The sequence below is a fragment of the Lysobacter sp. P5_B12 genome, from assembly GCF_056400425.1.
The window spans coordinates 309,027-328,988 of the sequence record NZ_JBFULG010000003.1 but is presented as its reverse complement, the minus strand read 5'-3'; the positions used below and the strand labels follow the sequence as shown (position 1 = coordinate 328,988).

Here is a 19,962-nt window from a genome sequence, read left to right as displayed (position 1 = left end):
TACCCGCGCTCAGCGGCTGCCGGCGGCGCTCGCCGTGGGATTGTCGGCGGCCTCCGCACGCGCGGCATACAGCGTTCCCGGCGGCGGCTGGCGGGTGAAGTACATGTTGACCCCGTCGAGGATCGCGCGCGCGAGTTCGCCCTGGTGGCGCGGGTCGTTGAGGCGGCGTTCTTCTTCCGGATTGGTGATGAACGCGGTTTCGACGAGCATCGAGGGGACGTCGGGCGAGCGCAGCACGACGAAATTCGCGCGCTCCACGCCGGCCTTGTGCGTGCGGCCCAGTTTCTTCAGGCCGACCAGCACGTGCCCGGCGATGTCTTCGGAGGCTTTCATCGTCGCGCTTTGCGACAGGTCCAGCAGGACCGAGGCGAGCGTGTTGTCCTTGTCCTGCAGGCGCACGCCGCCGACCAGGTCGGCCGCGTTTTCCTGGTTCGCCAGCCAGCGCGCGGCCTGCGACGAGGCGCCGCGCTGGGACAGGACGAACACCGACGAGCCGCTGGCATCGGGATTGTTGAACGCGTCTGCATGGATCGAGACGAACATGTCCGCCTTCGCCGCGCGCGCCTTCTGGTAACGCTGCGCGAGCGGGATGAACACGTCGGTGTCGCGGGTGAGGTAGGCCTTCAGGCCGGGCGTGGCGTTGATCTGGCGCGCCAGTTCGCGCGCGATCGCGAGCGTCACGTCTTTCTCGCGCGTGCCCTTGCCGCCGCGCGCGCCGGGATCCTGGCCGCCGTGGCCGGCGTCGATGGCGATGACCAATTCACGCATGCCGCTGCCGCGCAGCTGTTGCATCGACTTGGTTGCGCCCGGCGGGGGCGTGGTCGAGGCGATCGGCGCGGGAACGACGGTGTATTTCGGGAGCTGGGTCGACGCGTTGGTCGGCAGCGTCGTCGCGGGCTTGATCGACGCGCCCTGCCCGCTCGGCAAACTGGCGACCAGGCGCGAGGTGGCTTCAGCCGAACGCGCGGCGGTTTCCTGCGGCGAGGGTTCTTCGGGCTTGTTCGCGAAGGCGCCGATGGGATCGATGACCTCGGCGTCGATCGCAGGCTTGATCACCGCAGGCTTGACGACCGCAGGCTGGCCAACGACTGCAGCGGCAGCCACGGCCTTGCCGTCGCCCGGCCACTCGAGCACCAGGCGGGTGACGCCGTCGGTGGTTTCGATGCGGGGCTTCAGGCCGACGACCGGCGATGCGAGGTCGAACACGATGCGCACCGTGCCCGGCACGGGCTGGCCGGTACGAACCGACTTCACGACGCCGGCGCCCTCGGGCAGCGCGAAGCGGCCGAGCTTGGAGGACGGCAGGTCCACGACCAGGCGGTCGGGGCCGGCGAGGGTCAGGGTGGAGTAGCTGGCGGGCCCGTCGAGCAGCAGTTCGGCGCGGGTGCCGGTGGCGCCTTCGTCGAGGGTCAGGCCTTTGATTTCACCGGCGCGCGCGATGTTCCAGCACAGCGCGAAGATCAGCGCTGCGCCGAGTGCCCATTGCTGCACGGTGGCCCCCTTGATACGCATGGCCGGGAGTTAAGCACCGGCCGCAAGGATTTGCAACCACTTTTCCCTTAACTATCCGGCACCTGCCGTGGTTTGTTCTCAGCGAGGGGGAACAAACGCATGCAAGTCGGGTAAACCGGCCAAACGGCTCAACCACTCGTCGCCCACCGGCGACCCCGCGACGGCATCGAGCGACCGCCCGTCGCCTTCCAGGGCGAGCAGGAGGTCCAGGTCGGCCGGCGGCAGGGCCCGCCCTCCGCGCTCGGGCCACTCCACCAGCCAGAGTGCGCCCTCGCCCGCGTCGAGGCCGAGGAATTCGAGTTCGCCCGGATCGCCGATGCGATACAGGTCCAGGTGCAAGGCATCGCCACCGTCGTCGAGCGGATAACGCTCGACGAGCGTGTACGTCGGACTGCGAATCGCACCGCGCACGCCGAGCGTGCGCAACAACGCGCGCGCGAACGTGGATTTTCCCGCGCCCAGATCGCCGCGCAGATGCACGACCGCGCGCGGCGGACGCGTGCGCGCGAAGACCGCGGCAACGCGATCGGTATCGTCGGGCGTGGGCAGGAAGGCGCGCATCAACGCACGGCGTCGGGATTGGCGAGGCGACGAATGCGCGGCAGCAAATCCGACGGCAACAAGCCGCGCTCGCCGCCATCGCGCGCGGCTTCGTCGCCGGCGCTCGCATGCAGCAACGCACCGATGCACGCAGCGTCGAACGCCGGCATGCCCTGCGCACGCAAGGCGGCGATCACGCCGGTGAGCAGATCGCCCATGCCGCCGACGGCCATGCCGGGATTGCCCGCACCGATCACGCCCGTTCGCCGGCCGCGTTCGACCACGACGGTGCCAGCGCCCTTCAGCACGACCACGGCGTCGAATTTTTCCGCGATCGCATTCGCCGCACCATGGCGATCGTTCTGGATTTCCGCCGTCGTGACACCGAGCAGGCGCGCGGCTTCGCCGGGATGCGGCGTGAGGACCGTGCCCGTCGGCAATGCGACCGTTTCGCGCGTGGCGAGCAGGTTCAACGCATCGGCATCGAGCACGAGCGGCTTACCCGATCCGAGCGCCGCGCCGAACAACACGCGCCCCCACATGCTTTGTCCCAATCCGGGCCCGGCGGCGACGATATCCGCGCGTTCCAGTTGCCCCGCGAGGTCTTCGCTGCGTTCCACCGCGCGCGCCATCGCTTCGGGCCGGCGCGCGAGCAACGCACCGACGTATTCCTCGCGCGTGGCGACATCCACGAGCCCTGCACCGGCACGCAGCGCGGCTTCTGCGCACAGCATGATCGCGCCGCCGCTGCCGTGGTCGCCGCCCAGGCACAACACGCGGCCCGAATCGCCCTTGTGCGCATCGCGCGCGCGCGGACGCAGCGCGCCTTTCAGGGACTCGGGCAGCAACAAGGCCGAATGGGGTTCGATGCCATCGAACATGTGCGGCGGCATCGACAGTTCGGCCAGCTCCGGGCGGCCGCGCATCGTCATCGCCGGACCGGTGTGCAAGCCGGGCTTGGGCACGATGAATTCCAGCGTGCGCGTGGCGGCGACGGCCACGCCCGGCATCCCGCCGGTATCGGCGTCGATGCCGCTGGGCACGTCGATCGACAATCGCGGCGCGCCCTGTGCGTTGATCGCGTCGATCAGCGTCTTCGCGGCGCCTTCGGGCGCGCGCGTCAGGCCGATGCCGAACAAGGCATCGACGATCAGGTCGGCCGGCGGAAGCTTGTCGACGAAGGCTTCGACGCGGCCCTGTCGATCGCGGAAATCGTCGCGCGCCCGCTGCGCCGACGGCGTGGTCGGCGAATGCTCCGGCAGGCGCACCACGCGCACGTTGCGACCCGCTTCGAGCGCGAGGCGCGCGAGCACGTAGCCGTCCCCGCCGTTGTTGCCCGGCCCGCAGACCACCACGATGCGTTGCGCCTGTGGCCAGTGGCGCAGCGCGCAGTGCCACGCCGCGCGGCCCGCGCGTCGCATCAGTTCGAAGGCGTCGCCGCCCATTTCGGCCGTGGCGCGCGCATCGAGCGCGCGCGCGGCCTTCGTGTCGTACAGCGCAAGGGTCGCAAGCATCATCGGATTCTATACTTGGCAGATGGCCTCCCAGACGCCAACGCCGTCGCATCCTGCACCCGAGGGCAATGTCCTGGCCGCGCAGATCCGTGCGCTGGCCAACGAGCTGGGCTTCCAGCGCGTGGGCATCGCGGGCGTGGACCTGGCCGCCGACGAGGGCCACCTGCGCGATTGGCTGACGCAGGGCCTGTACGGGTCGATGGACTGGATGGCGCGCCACGGCGACAAGCGGTCGCGCCCCGGCGAGCTCGTCCCGGGCACCGTGCGGGTGATTTCGGTCGGGCTGGACTACGCGCAGGACGACGCGTTCGCGTGGCAAACGCTGGACGATGGCGAGCGCGCCTACGTCGCGCGCTACGCGCTGGGCCGCGATTACCACAAGCTGATGCGCAATCGGCTGCAGACCCTGGCCGATCGCATCGCCGCCCTCGTGGGTCCGTTCGGCCACCGGGTGTTCGTCGATTCGGCGCCGGTGCTCGAACGTGCGCTCGCGCGCAACGCAGGCCTGGGGTGGATCGGGAAGAACACCTGCCTGATCGATCGCGACGCAGGCTCGTGGTTTTTCCTCGGCGAGGTGTTCGTCGACATCCCCTTGCCGGTCGACGAACCGGCGAGCGCGCACTGCGGAACATGCACGCGTTGCATCGACATCTGCCCGACGCAGGCGATCACCGCTCCGAATCGGCTGGATGCGCGGCGCTGCATCTCGTATCTGACGATCGAACACGAAGGCAGCATCGATCCCGAATTGCGCCCGCTGATGGGCAACCGCATCTTCGGTTGCGACGACTGCCAGTTGATCTGCCCCTGGAACAAATTCGCGCGACGCACCGACGAACCGGATTTCCGCGCGCGCAACGACCTGGACAAGGCGACCTTGCCGGATCTGTTCGCGTGGACGGAGGACGAGTTCCTCAAGCGCACCGAAGGCTCGGCGATCCGTCGCAGCGGTTACGCGCGCTGGTTACGCAACATTGCGGTGGCGCTGGGGAATGCGCCGACGACGCCGGCGGTGTTGGCCGCATTGGACTCGCGCAAGGACATTGAGGATCCGGTCGTGCGCGAGCATGTCGAGTGGGCGCTGGCCCAACATTCGCGCTAGTCGCGCAGGATCTGGTCCAGCAAGGCCTGCGTCACCGGATCGGCGATCTCCGCCTTCTGCCCGCGCATCGCCGGCAACAGGCTGCTTGCGACCTGCTTGCCCAATTCGACGCCGAATTGATCGAAGGCGTTGATGCTCCACGCGACCGATTGCAGGTAGACGCTGTGTTCGTACAACGCGATCAGCGCACCGAGCGAACGCGGCGTCAGCGCATCGAGCAACACCATCGTGCTCGGGCGATTGCCCGCGTAACGGCGATGCGGATCGGCACTGTCCTGTCCGTTCGCGAAGGCTTCGGTCTGCGCGAGCAGGTTCGCGAACAAGGCGCGGTGGCTTTCGCGATGCGGGTGGTCGGCCTGGAGCGTGCCGACGAAATCGCCGGGAATGATGTCGGTGCCCTGGTGCAGCGCCTGGAAGAAGCTGTGCTGCACATCGGTGCCCGCGCCGCCCCACCACACCGGCACGGTGCGTTCGGCGACGGGCGTGCCGTCGAGGCGCACGGACTTGCCGAGGCTTTCCATCACCACCTGCTGCAGGTGCGCGGGCAGCAGCTTGAGGCGATCGTCGTACGGGAACACGCCCTGCGAGGCGAAACCCATCGCGTTGCGATTCCATACCGCCGTCAACGCGTGCCAGTAGCCGAGGTTTTCGCGCGGCGCGGCTTGCAACACGTGCGCATCCATCTCCGCTGCACCGGCGAGCAGGGCTTCGAACGCCGGCATCCCCAGCGCCAGGCCGATCGGCAAGCCGACCGCCGACCACAGGGAATAGCGGCCGCCGACCCAATCCCACATCGGCAGGATGCGGGCTTCGGGAATGCCCCACTCCGCCGCGCGCGCGACGTTCGCGGTGACCGCGAGCAGGCGCGAGTCGTCGCCGAGCCATTCGCGCACGATGCCGCCGTTGAGCAGCGTTTCCTGCGTGCCGAAGGTTTTCGAAACGATGATGGCGGCGGTGCGCTTCGGATCGAGCCCGGCGAGCACGCGCTGTGCGGCGGCGCCGTCGACATTCGAAATGAAGTGGACACGGAAGCGGCCGGGTTTCGGCGGCGACAAGGCATCGACGACCAGACGCGGACCGAGATCCGAACCACCGATGCCGATGCTGACGACGTCGGTGACCGGCGTGTCCTGCAACAGATCGACGACGCGACGCATGCGCGCGAGCGCGGCTTGCGCTTCTTCGTGCGCGGCCACCGCGATGGGCGCATCGCTCAACGCGCCGCGCAAGGCTGTGTGGAGCGCGGCGCGGTCTTCGGTCGGATTGACGCGCTTGCCGTCGAACAGGTCGCGCACGCGTTCGGGGAATTGCGCCGTATCGGCGAGTGCGAACAACGCATCGATCGCCGCGGCGTCGTAACGCTGGCGCGCGAAGTTCGCATAGACCGGACCGACGCGGAATGCCAGGTTGGTGGCGCGACCCGGCACCTGCACCAGCGTCCGGATCGGCGTGTCGCCCAGGCGCGCGGCGTGCGCGCGCAGGGCGTCGAAGTGCTGCTTGAAGGGGCTGGCGTCCATGCGCCCCAGTATCACGCAGCCTGCTTCGGCATCGAGTGATTGGTGTGCGTCAGCGCGTTGTTGCGATCGACGTAGACGCAGGTCGGCTTGTACTTCGCCGCCTCGGCTTCGTCCATCGACGCGTAGGCGCAGATGATCACCAGGTCGCCCGGCGAGGCGCAGTGCGCAGCCGCGCCGTTGACCGAAATCACGCCCGAGCCTTCTTCGCCACGGATGGCATAGGTCACGAACCGCATGCCGTTGTTGACGTTGTAGATGTGGATCTGTTCGTACTCGCGGATGCCGCTGATGTCGAGCAGGCGGCCGTCGATCGCGCACGAGCCTTCGTAATGCAACTCGGCGTGCGTGACCGTGGCGCGGTGGATCTTGGCTTTGAGCAGGTTGAGCTGCATGGAACGGCTCCGCGGGAAGGCCGGGCGTGGGGCCCGGGAAAGGTGCGCAGTCTAGATAGGGGTTTTCCGCGCCGCAACAAAGGGGGCCGGCGGCGGGCCCTGCGTTCAGAATTCGAGGTTGTCGATCAGGCGGGTGCGGCCCAGGCGGGCCGCGACCAGCGCCACGCGCGGACCGGGAATGTCTTGTGGTTCAAGCAGTTCCGGGGTGCGTACGACAGCGTAGTCGACGTCGAAGCCCGCCGCCGTGAGCGTCGCCCTCGCCTCGCCTTCGACTTCGGAACGCGGTGTTCCGCCCAGCGTGGCCTCGCGCATGCGCAACAGGGTGCGGTGGATGGTCGCCGCCACCGGCCGTTCTTCCGCCGACAGGTACTGGTTGCGCGAGCTCATGGCCAGGCCATCGGTCTCGCGGAATGTCTCGGCGGCCAGCACTTCGATCGGGAATGCGAGGTCGCGCGCCAGATAGCGGATCACGGCGAGCTGCTGGTAATCCTTGCGCCCGAACACGGCGACATCGGGCTGCACCTGCAGGAACAGGCGCGCGACCACCGTCGCCACGCCATCGAAATGCCCCGGGCGATGCGCGCCTTCCAGCACGTCGGTCACGCCGGGCACGCGGATGCGCACCGCGTTGTCCGACCCATACGGATACATCGTCGCCACCTCGGGCATCCACAACAGATGGCAACCGGCGGCCGACAGGCCCGCGGCATCGGCGTCGGGCGTGCGCGGATAGCGCGCGAAATCTTCGTTCGGCCCGAACTGCGTCGGATTCACGAACACGCTCGCGACCACGCGATCGACGTGCCTGCGCGCGAGTTCGACGAGCGAATAATGGCCTGCATGCAGGTTGCCGAGCGTCGGCACGAAACCCACGCGCAGGCCTGCGCGCTTCCACTCACCGACGTGCGCGCGCAGCTCGTCGAGGCCGGTGGCGACCGCGAGCGTCATTCGTAGGCGTGCGCGGCGTCGGGGAACGCGCCGCTGCGCACATCGTCGGCGAAGGCCTGGATCGCACCGGCGATCGAACCGCCCTGGGCGAGGAAATCCTTCACGAATTTCGGGCGGCGGTGCCCGGTGTTCACGCCGAGCAAATCGTGCAGCACGAGCACCTGGCCATCGCATGCGGCGCCTGCGCCGATGCCGATGGTGGGAATCGGGCTGGCGACGGTGATGGCCGCGGCCAGCGACGAGGGAACGCATTCGAGCACGAGCAACGCGGCGCCGGCTTTCGCGACGGCCAGCGCGTCTTCGCAGATTTTCTTCGCCGCCTTGTCTTCGCGCCCCTGCACCTTGTAGCCGCCCAGGCGCAGCACCGATTGCGGCGTCAGGCCCAGGTGCGCGCAGACCGGGATCTCGCGATCGACCAGGAAACGGATGACGTCGAGCTTGTGGTCGGCGCCTTCGAGCTTGACCATCGCCGCGCCCGCCTGCAGCAACTTCAGCGATGCATCCAGCGCACGCTCGGGCGTGGCATCGGCGCCGAACGGCAGGTCGGCGATCAGCAGCGCGCGCTGCAAGCCGCGACCAACGCAGGCCACGTGATAGGCGATGTCGGCGACGGTGACCGGCAGCGTGCTGTCGTGTCCCTGCACCACCATGCCGAGCGAATCGCCGACGAGGATCAGGTCAACGCCGTTGTCGTCCATGACGCGCGCGAAACCGGCGTCGTAGCACGTGAGCATGACGAGCTTGCGGCCGTCGCGCTTGGCGTCGGCGAGCATGGGAACGGTCCAGGGCTTGGCGTCGGTGCTCGTGTACATATCGCTAGCGTAGCGCGTCAGCCCAGTGCATGGATGTCGCCCGTCACCATCGCCGCGACGATGTCGGCGGCTCGGCCGTGGCCGGGGATCACGATGTCGGGCGCGATTTCGACCAGCGGGACCAACGCGAAGGCGCGTTCGTGGAGATGCGGGTGCGGCACGCGCAGGCCGGGTTCGTCGATCACCGCATCGCCGTAGAGCAGCAGGTCGAGGTCGAGCGTGCGTGCGCCCCAGCGGTCGCTGCCGTCGCCGGCGCGGTCGCGGCCCCAATCGCGCTCGATCTGCAACATCTGGTCGAGCAAGGTGCGGGCATCGAGGGTGGTTTCGAGCACGGCGGCCGCGTTCACGAACGCCGGCTGGTCGGTCTTGCCCCAGGCCGGCGTGCGGTAAAGGCGCGAAGCATGCAGCAATCGGGTGTCGGGCAGGCCGTCCAGCGCCTGCAACGCGCCCTGCACGGCGGCAAGGGCATCACCGAGGTTGGCGCCGAGGCCGACGCACGCCTGCACGGGGCCGATCACTCGGTGGCGCCGCCGCCGTTGGTGGGACGCCGGCGACGGCGACGACGACGCGGCGCCTCGCTTTCGGCCGCTTCGATGGCCTGGGCCTCGAGCTGCGCGGCGACCATTTCGCCCGGCTGCGTCTGCACGTCCGCCCAGAACGCGATGTCTTCGGCATGTTCCGGCGATGCGAATTGGCGCAGCTGCAGGAAATCGAACGCCGCGCGGAAACGCGGATGCGACAACAGGCGGAACACGCGTTTGCGCTGGCGCTGCGAAAAGCGCGACTGCAGCATCCAGATTTCCTGCATCGGCAGCGAGAAGCGACGCGGCAGCGCGATGGTGTTGAGTTGGTGCAGCGTGACGCGGTCGGCCGCGCGACGTTGCGCTTCGGCCGCATGCACGCCCTGCGCCTGCAACTGCATCAGGTCGCGGCAATACGCCGGCCACAGCAGCACGGCGAAGAGGAACGCGGGCGAGACCGGTTCGTCGTTGGCCACGCGCAGGTCGGTGCTGCGCAGGCCTTCGAGCAACATCCGACGCAGCGCGCCGCTGCGGTTGGACGCGAGCGCCTTCGCCGTTTCGGGCAGGAAGACCGGCAGCAGGCCGTGTTGTTCGAGGCGTTCGAAGCTCGCCACCGCATGCCCCGACAGGAACATCTTCAGCGATTCTTCGAACAGGCGCGCCGGCGCCGATTCGCGCAACAGCGGTGCCAGCGCGGGAATCGGCGCGGCGGTGTTGCCTTCGATGGTGAAGTCGAGCTTCGCCGCCAGGCGGATCGCACGCAGCATGCGCACCGGATCTTCGCGATAACGCGTTTCCGGATCGCCGATCAGGCGCAGCACGCGCGCCTGCACGTCTTCATAGCCGCCGACGAAATCGCGCACCGAGAAATCCTCGATCGCGTAATACAGGGCGTTGGCGGTGAAGTCGCGGCGGATCGCGTCTTCTTCGATCGTGCCGTAGACGTTGTCGCGCAGCAGGCGACCGCCTTCGTGGGTTTCGCGATCGCCGCTGCCGTCGTCGGCGTTGGAGCGGAAGGTCGCGACTTCGATGATTTCGCGCCCGTAGACCACGTGCGCGAGCCGGAAGCGACGGCCGATCAGGCGGCAATTGCGGAACAGCGCCTTGACCTGTTCGGGCGTGGCCGAGGTGGCGACGTCGAAATCCTTCGGATGCCCGCCGACGAGCAGGTCGCGCACGGCGCCGCCGACGAGATAGGCGCCGAAGCCCCCTTCACGCAGGCGATAGAGCACCCGCAGGGCGTTGGGACTGATGTCCTTGCGCGAGATCGGATGCGCGTCGCGCGCGATGCTGCGCGCATGCACGGCGATGGCGGCGGGAGGAGAAACGGTGATGGTAGACATTCAGGGCCGGTGGAAGGACGTTCCGTTGCCTGGGGCCACGGCGGCCCGTATAGTAGCAAGCCTTCGCGCAGGGCCTTGTTTGCACACGGAAAGGCGCCCTCGCACCCCCTACGCTCCCATCGTCTAGAGGCCTAGGACACCACCCTCTCAAGGTGGACACACGGGTTCGAATCCCGTTGGGAGTACCAAACGCAAGGGAACGGTCCCCCTACCCCCACCGCGTGGGGGCGCCGGGTCCGACCGCGCGGGCCAGGCCCGCGCGATCAGCGCCGATCAGGTCGCCAGTGCGTACGCCAGGCCGGCGAGCACGACCGCGACGAGCGCGGCGGCGAGCATTTCCATCGGCATGCCCTTTTCGGGCCGAGCGGCGATCGACGGATCCTGTGCACGCTCGAGCATCGCCTGCGCGAACGCGTCCGGTGAACCGGGCTCATGACTCATGGTGTTTCCCCTTGCGTAGTCGGCCTGCCCCCCAGGCCGAGCCCAACAGTAACGCCGTTGTGCACTGCGGGGTGACCGTATATCGGACGCCCTCACGCACGCGCAGCCGCTACACTTCGGCCTCTCAATCGCCTTTGCCCCGCGCCCATGCCCTTCGTCGTCACCGAAAACTGCATCAAGTGCAAATACACCGACTGCGTGGAGGTGTGTCCCGTCGACTGCTTCCACGAGGGCCCGAACTTCCTGGTGATCGACCCCGACGAGTGCATCGACTGCACGCTCTGCGAGCCCGAGTGCCCGGTGAACGCCATCTACCCGGAGGACGATGTCCCCGCGGGCCAGGAGCAGTTCGTGCAGCTCAACGCGGAACTGTCGAAGGGATGGCCCGTGATCACGGTGCGCAAGGATCCACCTCCCGATGCGAAGGACTGGGAAGGCAAGGCGGACAAGTTGCCGCTTCTCGAGAAGTAAAAAAAACGGGCGCCCAGGGCGCCCGTTTCGTTTCCGGCGATGGCGCGGCCGATCAGCCGCCGAGCGCCGTCTTCAGGGACGCCATCAGCTTCACCGGCGCTTCGCCCGTCGCGGGCAGGCCGCGCGGATCCACCGCGCTGACGTACACGCCCGCGTCGGTCTTGGTCACGCGGATCAGGAACTTCGCGCCTTCGAAGTCGACGTCGTAGGTGCCCAGCAGCTGCGCGCGGCTGGCGATGGTCGCGCCCGCGATGCCGCCGAGTGCGTCGCCGACCTTCGCGAACACCGCATCGCGCTCACCGGCGACGGTGAAGCCCAGCGGCGTGGTACCGGCGCCGGCGACCGGCGTGGCGGCCGCGGCCGAAGCGGTCGGCGGCATCTTCATCGCGGCATCGACGGCCGGCTTGTCGAGATCCGGCGGCACTTCGAGCGGACGCGCGGCGACTTCGTCCTTGTACAGCTCGCTGTCCTTCTTGAACCAGTGGCAGCCACCGAGCAGGCCGACGAGCAGCGCGGCGGCAACGGCCGAACGGAGGAACATGGGGGTGGGGCGCATTGGGGAAACTCCTGTCAGGCCGCGAGCGCGTCGCGGATCGCGTTTTCGATTTCGAGGATGGCCGCGGCGACGACCGGCGTACGCACGGCATGTGTCGCGGAAAGAGGCAACAAGGGAAGGCGCAGACCGTGGCCGATGCCCATGTGCGCGAGCAGCGCCTTGACGGGAATCGGATTGGGCTCCACGCCGAGGAAATCGTTGGCATCGCGCAGGCGTGCATCGAGCGCCTGCGCGCCGTCGTGATCGCCCTTGCGCGCCAGGTCGCACAGGCGGCGGAACGCGGCGGGCAAGACGTTGGAAGCGACCGAAATCACGCCGTCGGCGCCGGCGAGCATCGCGCGGCAGGCGGTGGGATCGTCGCCGCTGAGGATCGCGAAGGACGCGCTGCGCAATGGCAGCAGCGCATCCATGCGTTCGACATCGCTGCGCGCTTCCTTCAGCGCGACGATGCGCGCGTGGCCGGCGAGCGCGGCGACGGTCTCGGGCAGCATGTCGCAACCGGTGCGCCCGGGCACGTTGTACAGGACGATCGGCAGCGCACCGTCGTCGGCGACCGCGCGGTAATGCGCGATCAGGCCGGCTTGTGTCGGGCGCACGTAGGGCGGCGTGACCACCAGCGCGGCGTCGGCGCCCAGCGCCTTCGCGCGGCGCGTGACTTCGATGGTCTTCTCGGTATTCGACTGGCCCGTGCCCGCGAGCACGGGAATGCGCCCGGCGATGCGTTCCACCGCGGTGCGCAACAGCGCGTCGTATTCCACGTCGAACAACGCCGCCGCTTCGCCCGTCGAACCGGCCACGACCACGGCTTGCGTGCCGCAGGACAGCTGGAGGTCGATGAGGCGACGCCAGGCGTCGAGGTCGAGTTCGCCTGCCGCCGTGAAGGGCGTGGCGAGCGCAGTGATGCTGCCGGTCGGTCGCAAGACGGTGGGCTCTTGGGTGAAGTGGACAAAGATGCCGGAAATCCTCCGGCATTGCGCGTGTTTTGCACGGCAACGGATGAGCGGAAGCGTCGCCGCCCGTCGCGATCTTACTTGCGGCGTGAAACCAGCGGCAAGTATGCTGGCCGCGGCCCCGGAGGATTTTCGGGGACTCGTTCAGACCTCGGAAGGCCGCCTTGACCGAAACCCCCACCCGTCCTGCGCCGAACGAGAACCACCTGCTCATCAACGCGTACACGACGCACCCGCAGTCGCCCCTGCTCGCGGTCACCCGCCGCATTTCCGACAGCGGCTGCAATCTCGTCGATGCGCGCCTGAGTACCGTGGGGCGCGATGTCTCGGTCACGGCGCTCGCCACCGGGTCGTGGGATGCCGTCGCCAAACTCGAGACCATGCTCGGCCGCCTCGAACGCGAGGAAGGCCTGAAGCTGGTGTTCTATCGCACCGGCCCCAAGCAGGTGCAGTCCAACCTGTTGCCCTACATCGTGGAAGTGGTGGCGGCCGACAAGCCCGGCATCCTCTTCCAGCTGGCCGATTTCTTCGACCGCCAGGGCATCACCATCGAAAGCCTGCACTGCTCGCGCTACCGTGCGATGCAGACCGGCGCCGACATGTTCTCCGCGCAGGTCACCATCGGGATCCCGTCGGACATGCACATCGCGGCCTTGCGCGACGACTTCCTCGAGTTCTGCGACCACCTGAACCTCGACGCCATCATGGATCCGATGAAGTTCTGATGGCGACCGCCAAACCGCTGCCCCGCAAGGTCCTCGATGCGCCGCTGGCGCTCGCGGGCAAGGACGGCACGCGAGAAGCGACGCTGTCCGACCATGCCGGCCGCTGGCTGGTGCTGTACTTCTACCCGAAGGACAACACGCCCGGCTGCACCACCGAGGGCCGCGACTTCGCCGCCCTGCTCCCGAAATTCCGCAAGCTCGGCGCCGACATCCTCGGCGTCTCGCGCGACTCGGCGCGCTCGCACCAGAACTTCTGCGACAAGCAGGGCTTCGGGTTCGAGCTGGTGAGCGATCCCGACGAAACGCTTTGCAACGCGTTCGAAGTGATCAAGGAAAAACAGCTTTACGGCCGCAAGTACATCGGCATCGAACGCAGTACGTTCCTGATCGATCCAGAATCCCGCGTCGCGCAAAGCTGGCGCGGCGTGAAAGTCCCCGGCCACGCCCAGGCCGTGCTCGATGCATTGACCTCGCACAGGAAGCCTTGATGACCCGAAGCCCGCGGATCTACGTGCTCGATACCAACGTGCTGATGCACGACCCGACCGCGCTGTTCAAGTTCGAGGAGCACGACGTGTACCTGCCGATGCAGGTCATGGAGGAGCTCGACAACGCGAAGAAAGGCACGTCCGAGCCCTCGCGCAACGCGCGCCAGGTCAGCCGCTTCCTCAACGAGCTGATCGAATCCCAGGGCGTCAAGGACATCGCCGCGGGCATTCCGCTGGCCAACCCCAACGGGCTGCAACTGCGCGGGAAGGAAGCCGCCGGGCGCCTGCGCTTCCAGATCGCCAATTTCGACGCGGGCAAGCGCTTCGGCGCAGTGATTCCGGACAACCACATCCTCGGCGCCATCCTCGCGCTGAAGGACGAGGAACCGGGCACGCCGGTGGTGTTCATTTCCAAGGACATCAACCTGCGGATCAAGGCGGCGATCGCGGGCATCGACTCGGAAGACTACGAGAACGACCGCGCGCTCGACGACTTCAGCCTGCTCTACACCGGCGCCACCGAGTTGCCGGAAGATTTCTGGTCGATCCACGGCAAGGAACTCAAGTCGTGGACGGAGAAGGGCCGCACCTTCTACGAGATCGCGCGCCGCGACGACGACGACTGGTATCCCAACCAGTTCCTCTTCCTGCCGGGCGAAGAAGAAGCGGAGATGAAGGTCGCGCGCGTCAACGACGCGAAGGTCGTGCTGCAGATCGTCGACGACTACCGCCACACCCAGCACGCGGTGTGGGGCATCGCCGCGCGCAACCGCGAGCAGAACTTCGCGCTCAACGCGCTGATGGATCCGGACATCGATTTCGTGTCCCTGCTCGGCACCGCCGGCACGGGCAAGACGCTGCTCGCGCTCGCCGCGGGCCTGGCGCAGACGATGGACCAGCAGCGTTACCGCGAAATCATCATGACGCGCGCGACGGTCAGCGTCGGCGAAGACATCGGCTTCCTGCCGGGCACCGAGGAAGAAAAGATGACGCCGTGGATGGGCGCGCTCACCGACAACCTGGAAGTGCTCACGCACAACCAGGAAGGCGGCAGCTGGGGCCGCGCGGCGACCAACGACCTGCTCGCCTCGCGCATCAAGATCCGCTCGATGAACTTCATGCGCGGCCGCACCTTCCTCTCGCGTTACCTCATCCTCGACGAAGCGCAGAACCTGACGCCCAAGCAGATGAAGACGCTGATCACGCGCGCAGGCCCGGGGACCAAGATCGTGTGCCTGGGCAACGTCGAACAGATCGATACGCCCTACCTCACCGAAACCACCTCGGGCCTGACCTACGCCGTGGATCGCTTCAAGGGTTGGACGCACAGCGCGCACGTGACCCTGCGTCGCGGCGAGCGTTCGCGCCTGGCCGATTACGCGTCCGAAGTGCTGTGACCACGCCTGCCGCGCTGACCATCGCCGGATCCGATTCCGGCGGTGGCGCCGGTATCCAGGCGGATTTGAAGACCTTTGCCGCGCATCGCGTGCATGGCCTCTCGGCCATCGCCGCGCTGACGGCGCAGCACACGCGCGGCGTCACCGCGGTGCACGTCCCGGAAATCGCGTTCCTGCGTGCGCAGGTGCAAGCCTGTTTCGACGATTTCGACGTGCGCGTGGTCAAGCTTGGGATGCTGGCGACGGCGGAGGTGATCGAAGCCGTCGCCGCGTTGCTCGACGCGCATCCGGACGTTCCCGTCGTGCTCGATCCGGTGATGGTGGCCACCAGCGGCGCGAAGCTGCTGGCGGACGACGCGCTGGATGCGATGCGCACGCGGCTGTTGCCGCGCGCGACGATCGCGACACCGAACCTGCCGGAGGCGGAGCTGTTGCTCGGCACGCGCATCGATTCCATCGAAGCGATGCGCGGAGCCGCAAACGCGCTGCGCGCAAGCGGCGCGGGTGCGGTGTTGCTCAAGGGCGGGCATCTGCAAGGTGGTGCTGAGGTAGTCGACATCCTGGTCGATGCCTCGGGCACGCACGCGATCACCCACCCGCGCCTCGCCCTGGAAGCGCATGGCACCGGATGCACGCTCGCTTCGGCGATCGCCGCGCGGATCGCGCTGGGAGACGACGTGCGCGCGGCGTGCATCGCCGCCTCCGATTACGTGCATCGCGCTTTGTCGGGCGGTTATCGCCCGGGGCGCAGCGACATTCTCGTGCTCGATCACTTCGGGGCCGCGCAATGACAGTGCGATCGATGGAAGTGCCCGTGGTCGCGAAGGACGGCCATCGCTTCGTCCTGTCCGCGCGCATTCCATCGCAACCGCGCGCGAGCCTGTTGTGGCTCGGTGGCATGGGCATCGCCGCACGTCACTACATGCCCTTCGCCGACGCACTCGCCTCGCGCGGCATCGCGGTATTCGCCGCCGATTGGCGCGGGCTCGGCAGCAGCAGCGTGCGCGCGTCGCGGCGCGTGGACTGGGGTTATCGCGAATTGCTGATGACCGATTTGCCTGCGTGCGAAGCCGCAATCGAACATGCGCTGCCCGATGTGGCGCGCATCGTCGGCGGCCACAGCCTGGGCGGGCAACTGGCGTGCGTGCGCACCGGTCTCGCACCGGGCACCGCGCAGGCGGTGTGGTTGGTCGCCAGTGGCACGCCGGATTGGCACGCATTCCCGCCGCGCTCGCGCTGGTGGTTGCCGGGGGCGTATCACCTGCTGAATGGCATCGCCCGCGCGGCGGGCAAACTGCCGGGCCGTCGGCTGGGGTTCGGCGGGCAGGAAGCGCGGGGCGTGATGGCGGATTGGTCGCGCAGCGGGCTGACCGGCCGCTACGCCGCCGCGGATCTGGCGGTGGACCTGGAAGTCGCCTTGCGTCGCGTCGCCGTGCCGATCCACGCGGTGCGGATGGCGCACGACTGGCTCGCCCCGGCGTCGTCGCTGCGGGCCTTGCTCGCGAAAATGCCCGAAGCCCCCCGCGACGTCACCGCGCTGGAGGTCGCCGCACCCGGCGTGCGCGCCGATCACTACCACTGGATGAAGCACCCGGCCGCGACCGTCGACGCGTTGCTGCGCTGACTGCATCCGCCGCCGGGCACGACGCGTATCTGCCGGGTTGGGCGTAGGATCGACCCGCGCCCCCGCGTGGAACCGTGCATGGAAGACACCCTCGCCCTTCGCAACGCCGCTGCAGACCCGCCGATGGACCGAAGCGGCCTGGAACGCCTGCTCGCCGCCGTCGCCGGGGGCGATGCGCAGGCCTTCGAGCGCCTGTACCACGCGACGTCCGCGAAGTTGTTCGGCGTGTGCCTGCGTCTGTTGGCCGATCGCGACGAGGCCGAGGATGCGGTGCAGGAAGCCTACGCCGCGATCTGGCGCAAGGCCGCGCAATACGACGCCTCGATCGCGAGCCCGATTTCGTGGCTGGCGATGATCGCGCACAACAAGGCGGTCGATCGCTTGCGCAGCGACGGCACGGCGCGCAACACGCTGCCGATCGAATTCGCGTCCGACGTGAGCGACAGCGCGCCCACCGCACCGGCGCTGGCCGAACACGCGGGGCAAACGCGCCAGCTCGATCGCTGCCTCAACCAACTCGAGGCGCGTCGCCGCACGCTGATCCGCACGGCCTTCTTCGAAGGCGCGACGTACGAGGAACTCGCACGCCGCACCGACACCCCCATCGGCACGGTGAAGAGCTGGATCCGCCGCGGCCTGATCCAATTGCGCACGTGTCTGGAATCATGAGCACGATCGACGATATCTACGGACCGGGCGGCGACGACATCGTCGCGGCCGAATACGTGCTCGGCACGATGGACAGCGCTGCGCGCGAAGCCTTCGCCGCGCGCATCGCGAGTGAACCTGAGCTCGCGCGCGCGATCGATGCCTGGCGCATGCGCCTGGCGCCGCTCGCGGATGAAATCGAACCGGTCGTGCCGCCGATGTACCTGTGGCCGAGGGTGCGCGTGCGCGCGGGGATCGATGCGGCACGCAAGCCCGATGTCGAAGACACGCACTGGTGGGATCGCATCGCGTTCTGGCGCGGCGCGAGCATGGCTGGCCTGGCCGCGACCGCCGCGTGCGTGATCGCGCTCGTCGCCCTGCCCCGCACACCCGACACCGCCGTGCCGGCGCCCGTGCATTCGGCGTTGCCGCATCCGGTGCGCCTCATGACCACGATGAGCGACGGCAAGGGCCGCACGACCTACATGGCCGCCGTCGACGACGATGCCTGCACGCTGGTGCTGATGCCGCTGGTCAAGGATCCGACGCCGGGCGAAGTGCCGCAGGTGTGGCTCGTCTCCAGCGACGGCGCCGCGCAATCGCTGGGCGTGGGCAACGACGCGCCGCTGCAATCGATGACCGTTCCGAACGCCCTGCGCGCACGTTTGTTGCGCGACGACCAGACCCTCGCGGTGTCGATGGAGCCGCCGGGCGGCTCGAAGACCGGCCAGCCCTCGGGATTCGTGATCGGCCGGGGCCAGCTGACCCACCTGTAGTGGGCCGCGCGGTGCATCCTCTGCGATAATCCCGGCGGCCATTTTGGCCCTGTAGCTCAGTTGGATAGAGCGTCCCCCTCCTAAGGGGAAGGTCGCACGTTCGAATCGTGTCAGGGCCGATCCCCCCTCTGGAGTTTCGCGATGCATCCTGTCCTCAAAGCGCTCGGCCTCAACCAGACCGAATCCGGCACCTACCTCGGCAACGGCGAGTGGTCGAAGACCACGGACGCGGGCGTCATCGAACCGGTGAACCCCACCGACGGCAGCGTGCTCGCCAAGGTCCATGCGACTTCGCAGGCCGATTACGAAACCATCGTCGAGCGTGCGCAGCAGGCCTTCAAGGTGTGGCGCACCACGCCGGCGCCGCGCCGCGGCGAAGCCATCCGCCTGTGCGCCGAAGCGCTGCGCGTGCACAAGGACGCGCTGGGTTCGCTGGTCGCGCTGGAGATGGGCAAGTCCAAGCCCGAGGGCGACGGCGAAGTGCAGGAGATGATCGACATCGGCGAATTCGCCGTCGGCCTCTCGCGCCAGCTCTACGGCCTGACGATGCATTCCGAACGCCCCGGGCATCGCATGTACGAGCAGTGGCATCCGATCGGCATCGTGGGAATCATCAGCGCCTTCAACTTCCCGGTCGCGGTGTGGGCCTGGAACAGCTTCATCGCCGCGGTGTGCGGCGACGTCGCGATCTGGAAGCCCTCGCCCAAGACGCCGCTCTCGGCGATCGCCGCGATGAAGATCTGCAACGAAGCGCTGAAGAAGGGGGGCTTCCCCGACATCTTCTTCCTGTTCAACGATGCGGGCAGCGACCTGGCCTCGGCCTTCGTCGACGACAAGCGCATCCCGCTGATCTCCTTCACCGGTTCGACCAAGGTCGGCCGCATGGTCGGCGAGCGCGTCGCGCGCCGCATGGGCCGCTCCCTGCTGGAGCTGGGCGGCAACAACGCGATCATCGTCGACAAGTCGGCGGAGCTGAAGCTGGCCATCCCCGCGATCGTGTTCGGCGCGGTGGGCACCGCGGGCCAGCGCTGCACGACCACGCGCCGGTTGATCGTCCACGAATCGATCCACGACGATGTCCTGTCGAAGCTGATCACCGCGTACAAGCAAGTGGAGAAGAAGATCGGCGACCCGACCGATCCGGCCAACCTGATGGGGCCCCTCAACAGCCGCGATGCGGTCGAGGCCTACCTCGATTCCATCGCCAAGGCGAAGGCGGCCGGCGGCAAGGTCGAGACCGGTGGATCCGCAATCGAAGGCAAGGGGAACTTCGTGCTGCCGACGATCATCACGGGCCTGACCAACGACACGCCGATCGTGCAGCACGAGACGTTCGCGCCGATCCTGTACGTCATGAAGTTCTCGACGCTCGATCAGGCCATTGCGATGCAGAACGCCGTGCCGCAGGGCCTGTCGTCGGCGATCTTCACCCAGGACCTCAAGGCGGCCGAAGGCTTCCTCGCGGCCTCGGGTTCGGACTGCGGCATCGCGAACGTCAACATCGGCACCTCGGGTGCGGAGATCGGCGGCGCGTTCGGTGGCGAGAAGGAAACCGGCGGCGGTCGCGAATCGGGTTCGGATGCGTGGCGCGCCTACATGCGCCGCCAGACGAACACGATCAACTACTCCGACGCGCTGCCGCTGGCGCAGGGCATCAAGTTCGACCTGTGACCACGGGCCACTGA

The 19,962-nt window shown here is 68.1% G+C and carries 21 protein-coding genes, 2 tRNA genes and 1 pseudogene; 12 read left to right on the top strand and 12 right to left on the bottom strand.

The features are described from left to right. Positions 1-9: 9 nt before the first annotated feature. The 3 genes from AC1DOM_RS07695 to AC1DOM_RS07685 form a co-directional block, all read right to left on the bottom strand. Positions 10-1,512: an N-acetylmuramoyl-L-alanine amidase gene (locus AC1DOM_RS07695; protein ID WP_498961885.1), complete on the bottom strand. Its 1,503-nt coding sequence runs from the start codon at positions 1,510-1,512 to the stop codon at positions 10-12. Between the two features lie 78 nt (positions 1,513-1,590). Further along, complete coding sequence (gene tsaE, locus AC1DOM_RS07690) at positions 1,591-2,076, bottom strand: tRNA (adenosine(37)-N6)-threonylcarbamoyltransferase complex ATPase subunit type 1 TsaE (RefSeq protein WP_498961883.1); 486 nt, start codon at positions 2,074-2,076, stop codon at positions 1,591-1,593. Next, the gene (locus tag AC1DOM_RS07685; RefSeq protein ID WP_498961881.1) at positions 2,073-3,566 is read right to left on the bottom strand and encodes an NAD(P)H-hydrate dehydratase; all 1,494 of its coding nucleotides are present in this window, start codon (positions 3,564-3,566) and stop codon (positions 2,073-2,075) included. Before AC1DOM_RS07685 ends, tsaE begins: the two co-directional genes overlap by 4 nt. Before the next feature lie 22 nt (positions 3,567-3,588). On the opposite strand from AC1DOM_RS07685, the gene queG reads away from it, so the two are divergent. After that, entirely contained in the window at positions 3,589-4,668 is a 1,080-nt protein-coding gene (queG, locus tag AC1DOM_RS07680; protein WP_498961879.1) for a tRNA epoxyqueuosine(34) reductase QueG, read from the top strand. On the opposite strand, the gene pgi is transcribed toward queG, so the two are convergent. The 6 genes and pseudogenes from pgi to pcnB form a co-directional block, all read right to left on the bottom strand. After that, positions 4,665-6,185, bottom strand: coding sequence for a glucose-6-phosphate isomerase (gene pgi / locus AC1DOM_RS07675; protein WP_498961877.1), 1,521 nt, complete (start codon positions 6,183-6,185; stop codon positions 4,665-4,667). The two genes, queG and pgi, sit on opposite strands and share 4 nt — an antisense overlap. An 11-nt stretch (positions 6,186-6,196) precedes the next feature. Then, positions 6,197-6,577, bottom strand: a complete 381-nt coding sequence (gene panD / locus AC1DOM_RS07670; protein WP_498961875.1) for an aspartate 1-decarboxylase — start codon at positions 6,575-6,577, stop codon at positions 6,197-6,199. 105 nt (positions 6,578-6,682) lie between these two features. Next, positions 6,683-7,525: a pantoate--beta-alanine ligase gene (panC, locus tag AC1DOM_RS07665; RefSeq protein WP_498961873.1), complete on the bottom strand. Its 843-nt coding sequence runs from the start codon at positions 7,523-7,525 to the stop codon at positions 6,683-6,685. Next, positions 7,522-8,337, bottom strand: coding sequence for a 3-methyl-2-oxobutanoate hydroxymethyltransferase (gene panB / locus AC1DOM_RS07660; RefSeq protein WP_498961871.1), 816 nt, complete (start codon positions 8,335-8,337; stop codon positions 7,522-7,524). The genes panC and panB overlap by 4 nt, the downstream gene beginning before the upstream one ends. A gap of 17 nt (positions 8,338-8,354) precedes the next feature. Beyond that, positions 8,355-8,855, bottom strand: coding sequence for a 2-amino-4-hydroxy-6-hydroxymethyldihydropteridine diphosphokinase (gene folK, locus AC1DOM_RS07655; protein ID WP_498961869.1), 501 nt, complete (start codon positions 8,853-8,855; stop codon positions 8,355-8,357). Beyond that, positions 8,852-10,153, bottom strand: a pseudogene (pcnB, locus tag AC1DOM_RS07650) (polynucleotide adenylyltransferase PcnB); the annotation flags it as partial. The gene folK and the pseudogene pcnB, both read right to left, overlap by 4 nt. A gap of 160 nt (positions 10,154-10,313) precedes the next feature. Between pcnB and AC1DOM_RS07645 the strand changes: the two are divergent. Further along, positions 10,314-10,389, top strand: a tRNA-Glu gene (locus tag AC1DOM_RS07645). A gap of 85 nt (positions 10,390-10,474) precedes the next feature. Here AC1DOM_RS07645 and AC1DOM_RS07640 read toward each other — a convergent pair. Continuing rightward, positions 10,475-10,642 (bottom strand): hypothetical protein, encoded by a 168-nt coding sequence (locus AC1DOM_RS07640; RefSeq protein WP_498961867.1) that lies wholly within the window; start codon positions 10,640-10,642, stop codon positions 10,475-10,477. Positions 10,643-10,789: 147 nt separating this feature from the next. Between AC1DOM_RS07640 and fdxA the strand changes: the two genes are divergently transcribed. Beyond that, positions 10,790-11,113: a ferredoxin FdxA gene (gene fdxA / locus AC1DOM_RS07635; RefSeq protein WP_498961865.1), complete on the top strand. Its 324-nt coding sequence runs from the start codon at positions 10,790-10,792 to the stop codon at positions 11,111-11,113. Between the two features lie 52 nt (positions 11,114-11,165). On the opposite strand, the gene AC1DOM_RS07630 is transcribed toward fdxA, so the two are convergent. Both AC1DOM_RS07630 and dapA read right to left on the bottom strand, forming a co-directional pair. Then, positions 11,166-11,669 (bottom strand): hypothetical protein, encoded by a 504-nt coding sequence (locus AC1DOM_RS07630; protein WP_498961863.1) that lies wholly within the window; start codon positions 11,667-11,669, stop codon positions 11,166-11,168. A 14-nt stretch (positions 11,670-11,683) separates the two neighbouring features. Further along, on the bottom strand, positions 11,684-12,589 hold the full coding sequence (dapA, locus tag AC1DOM_RS07625) for a 4-hydroxy-tetrahydrodipicolinate synthase (protein WP_498961861.1): 906 nt from the start codon (positions 12,587-12,589) through the stop codon (positions 11,684-11,686). 194 nt (positions 12,590-12,783) lie between these two features. On the opposite strand from dapA, the gene AC1DOM_RS07620 reads away from it, so the two are divergent. The 9 genes from AC1DOM_RS07620 to amaB all read left to right on the top strand — a co-directional run bounded on the left by AC1DOM_RS07620 (position 12,784) and on the right by amaB (position 19,948). Further along, positions 12,784-13,344 carry a glycine cleavage system transcriptional repressor gene (locus AC1DOM_RS07620; RefSeq protein WP_156642655.1) on the top strand — a complete coding sequence of 187 codons (561 nt, stop codon included), beginning with the start codon at positions 12,784-12,786 and terminating at the stop codon, positions 13,342-13,344. Then, positions 13,344-13,832, top strand: a complete 489-nt coding sequence (locus AC1DOM_RS07615) for a peroxiredoxin (protein ID WP_156642656.1) — start codon at positions 13,344-13,346, stop codon at positions 13,830-13,832. The genes AC1DOM_RS07620 and AC1DOM_RS07615 overlap by 1 nt, the downstream gene beginning before the upstream one ends. Continuing rightward, positions 13,832-15,229, top strand: coding sequence for a PhoH family protein (locus AC1DOM_RS07610; protein ID WP_498961857.1), 1,398 nt, complete (start codon positions 13,832-13,834; stop codon positions 15,227-15,229). The genes AC1DOM_RS07615 and AC1DOM_RS07610 overlap by 1 nt, the downstream gene beginning before the upstream one ends. Beyond that, complete coding sequence (gene thiD, locus AC1DOM_RS07605; RefSeq protein WP_498961855.1) at positions 15,226-16,020, top strand: bifunctional hydroxymethylpyrimidine kinase/phosphomethylpyrimidine kinase; 795 nt, start codon at positions 15,226-15,228, stop codon at positions 16,018-16,020. Before AC1DOM_RS07610 ends, thiD begins: the two co-directional genes overlap by 4 nt. Then, positions 16,017-16,853 carry an alpha/beta hydrolase family protein gene (locus AC1DOM_RS07600; protein WP_498961853.1) on the top strand — a complete coding sequence of 279 codons (837 nt, stop codon included), beginning with the start codon at positions 16,017-16,019 and terminating at the stop codon, positions 16,851-16,853. The genes thiD and AC1DOM_RS07600 overlap by 4 nt, the downstream gene beginning before the upstream one ends. A 78-nt stretch (positions 16,854-16,931) precedes the next feature. Next, entirely contained in the window at positions 16,932-17,522 is a 591-nt protein-coding gene (locus AC1DOM_RS07595) for a sigma-70 family RNA polymerase sigma factor (protein ID WP_498961850.1), read from the top strand. After that, entirely contained in the window at positions 17,519-18,277 is a 759-nt protein-coding gene (locus tag AC1DOM_RS07590) for an anti-sigma factor (RefSeq protein WP_498961848.1), read from the top strand. Before AC1DOM_RS07595 ends, AC1DOM_RS07590 begins: the two co-directional genes overlap by 4 nt. 45 nt (positions 18,278-18,322) lie before the next feature. Further along, a tRNA-Arg gene (locus tag AC1DOM_RS07585) sits at positions 18,323-18,396 on the top strand. 22 nt (positions 18,397-18,418) lie between these two features. Further along, a complete protein-coding gene (gene amaB / locus AC1DOM_RS07580; protein WP_498961846.1) occupies positions 18,419-19,948 on the top strand; it encodes an L-piperidine-6-carboxylate dehydrogenase in 1,530 nt (509 codons plus the stop codon). Positions 19,949-19,962: the final 14 nt, after the last annotated feature.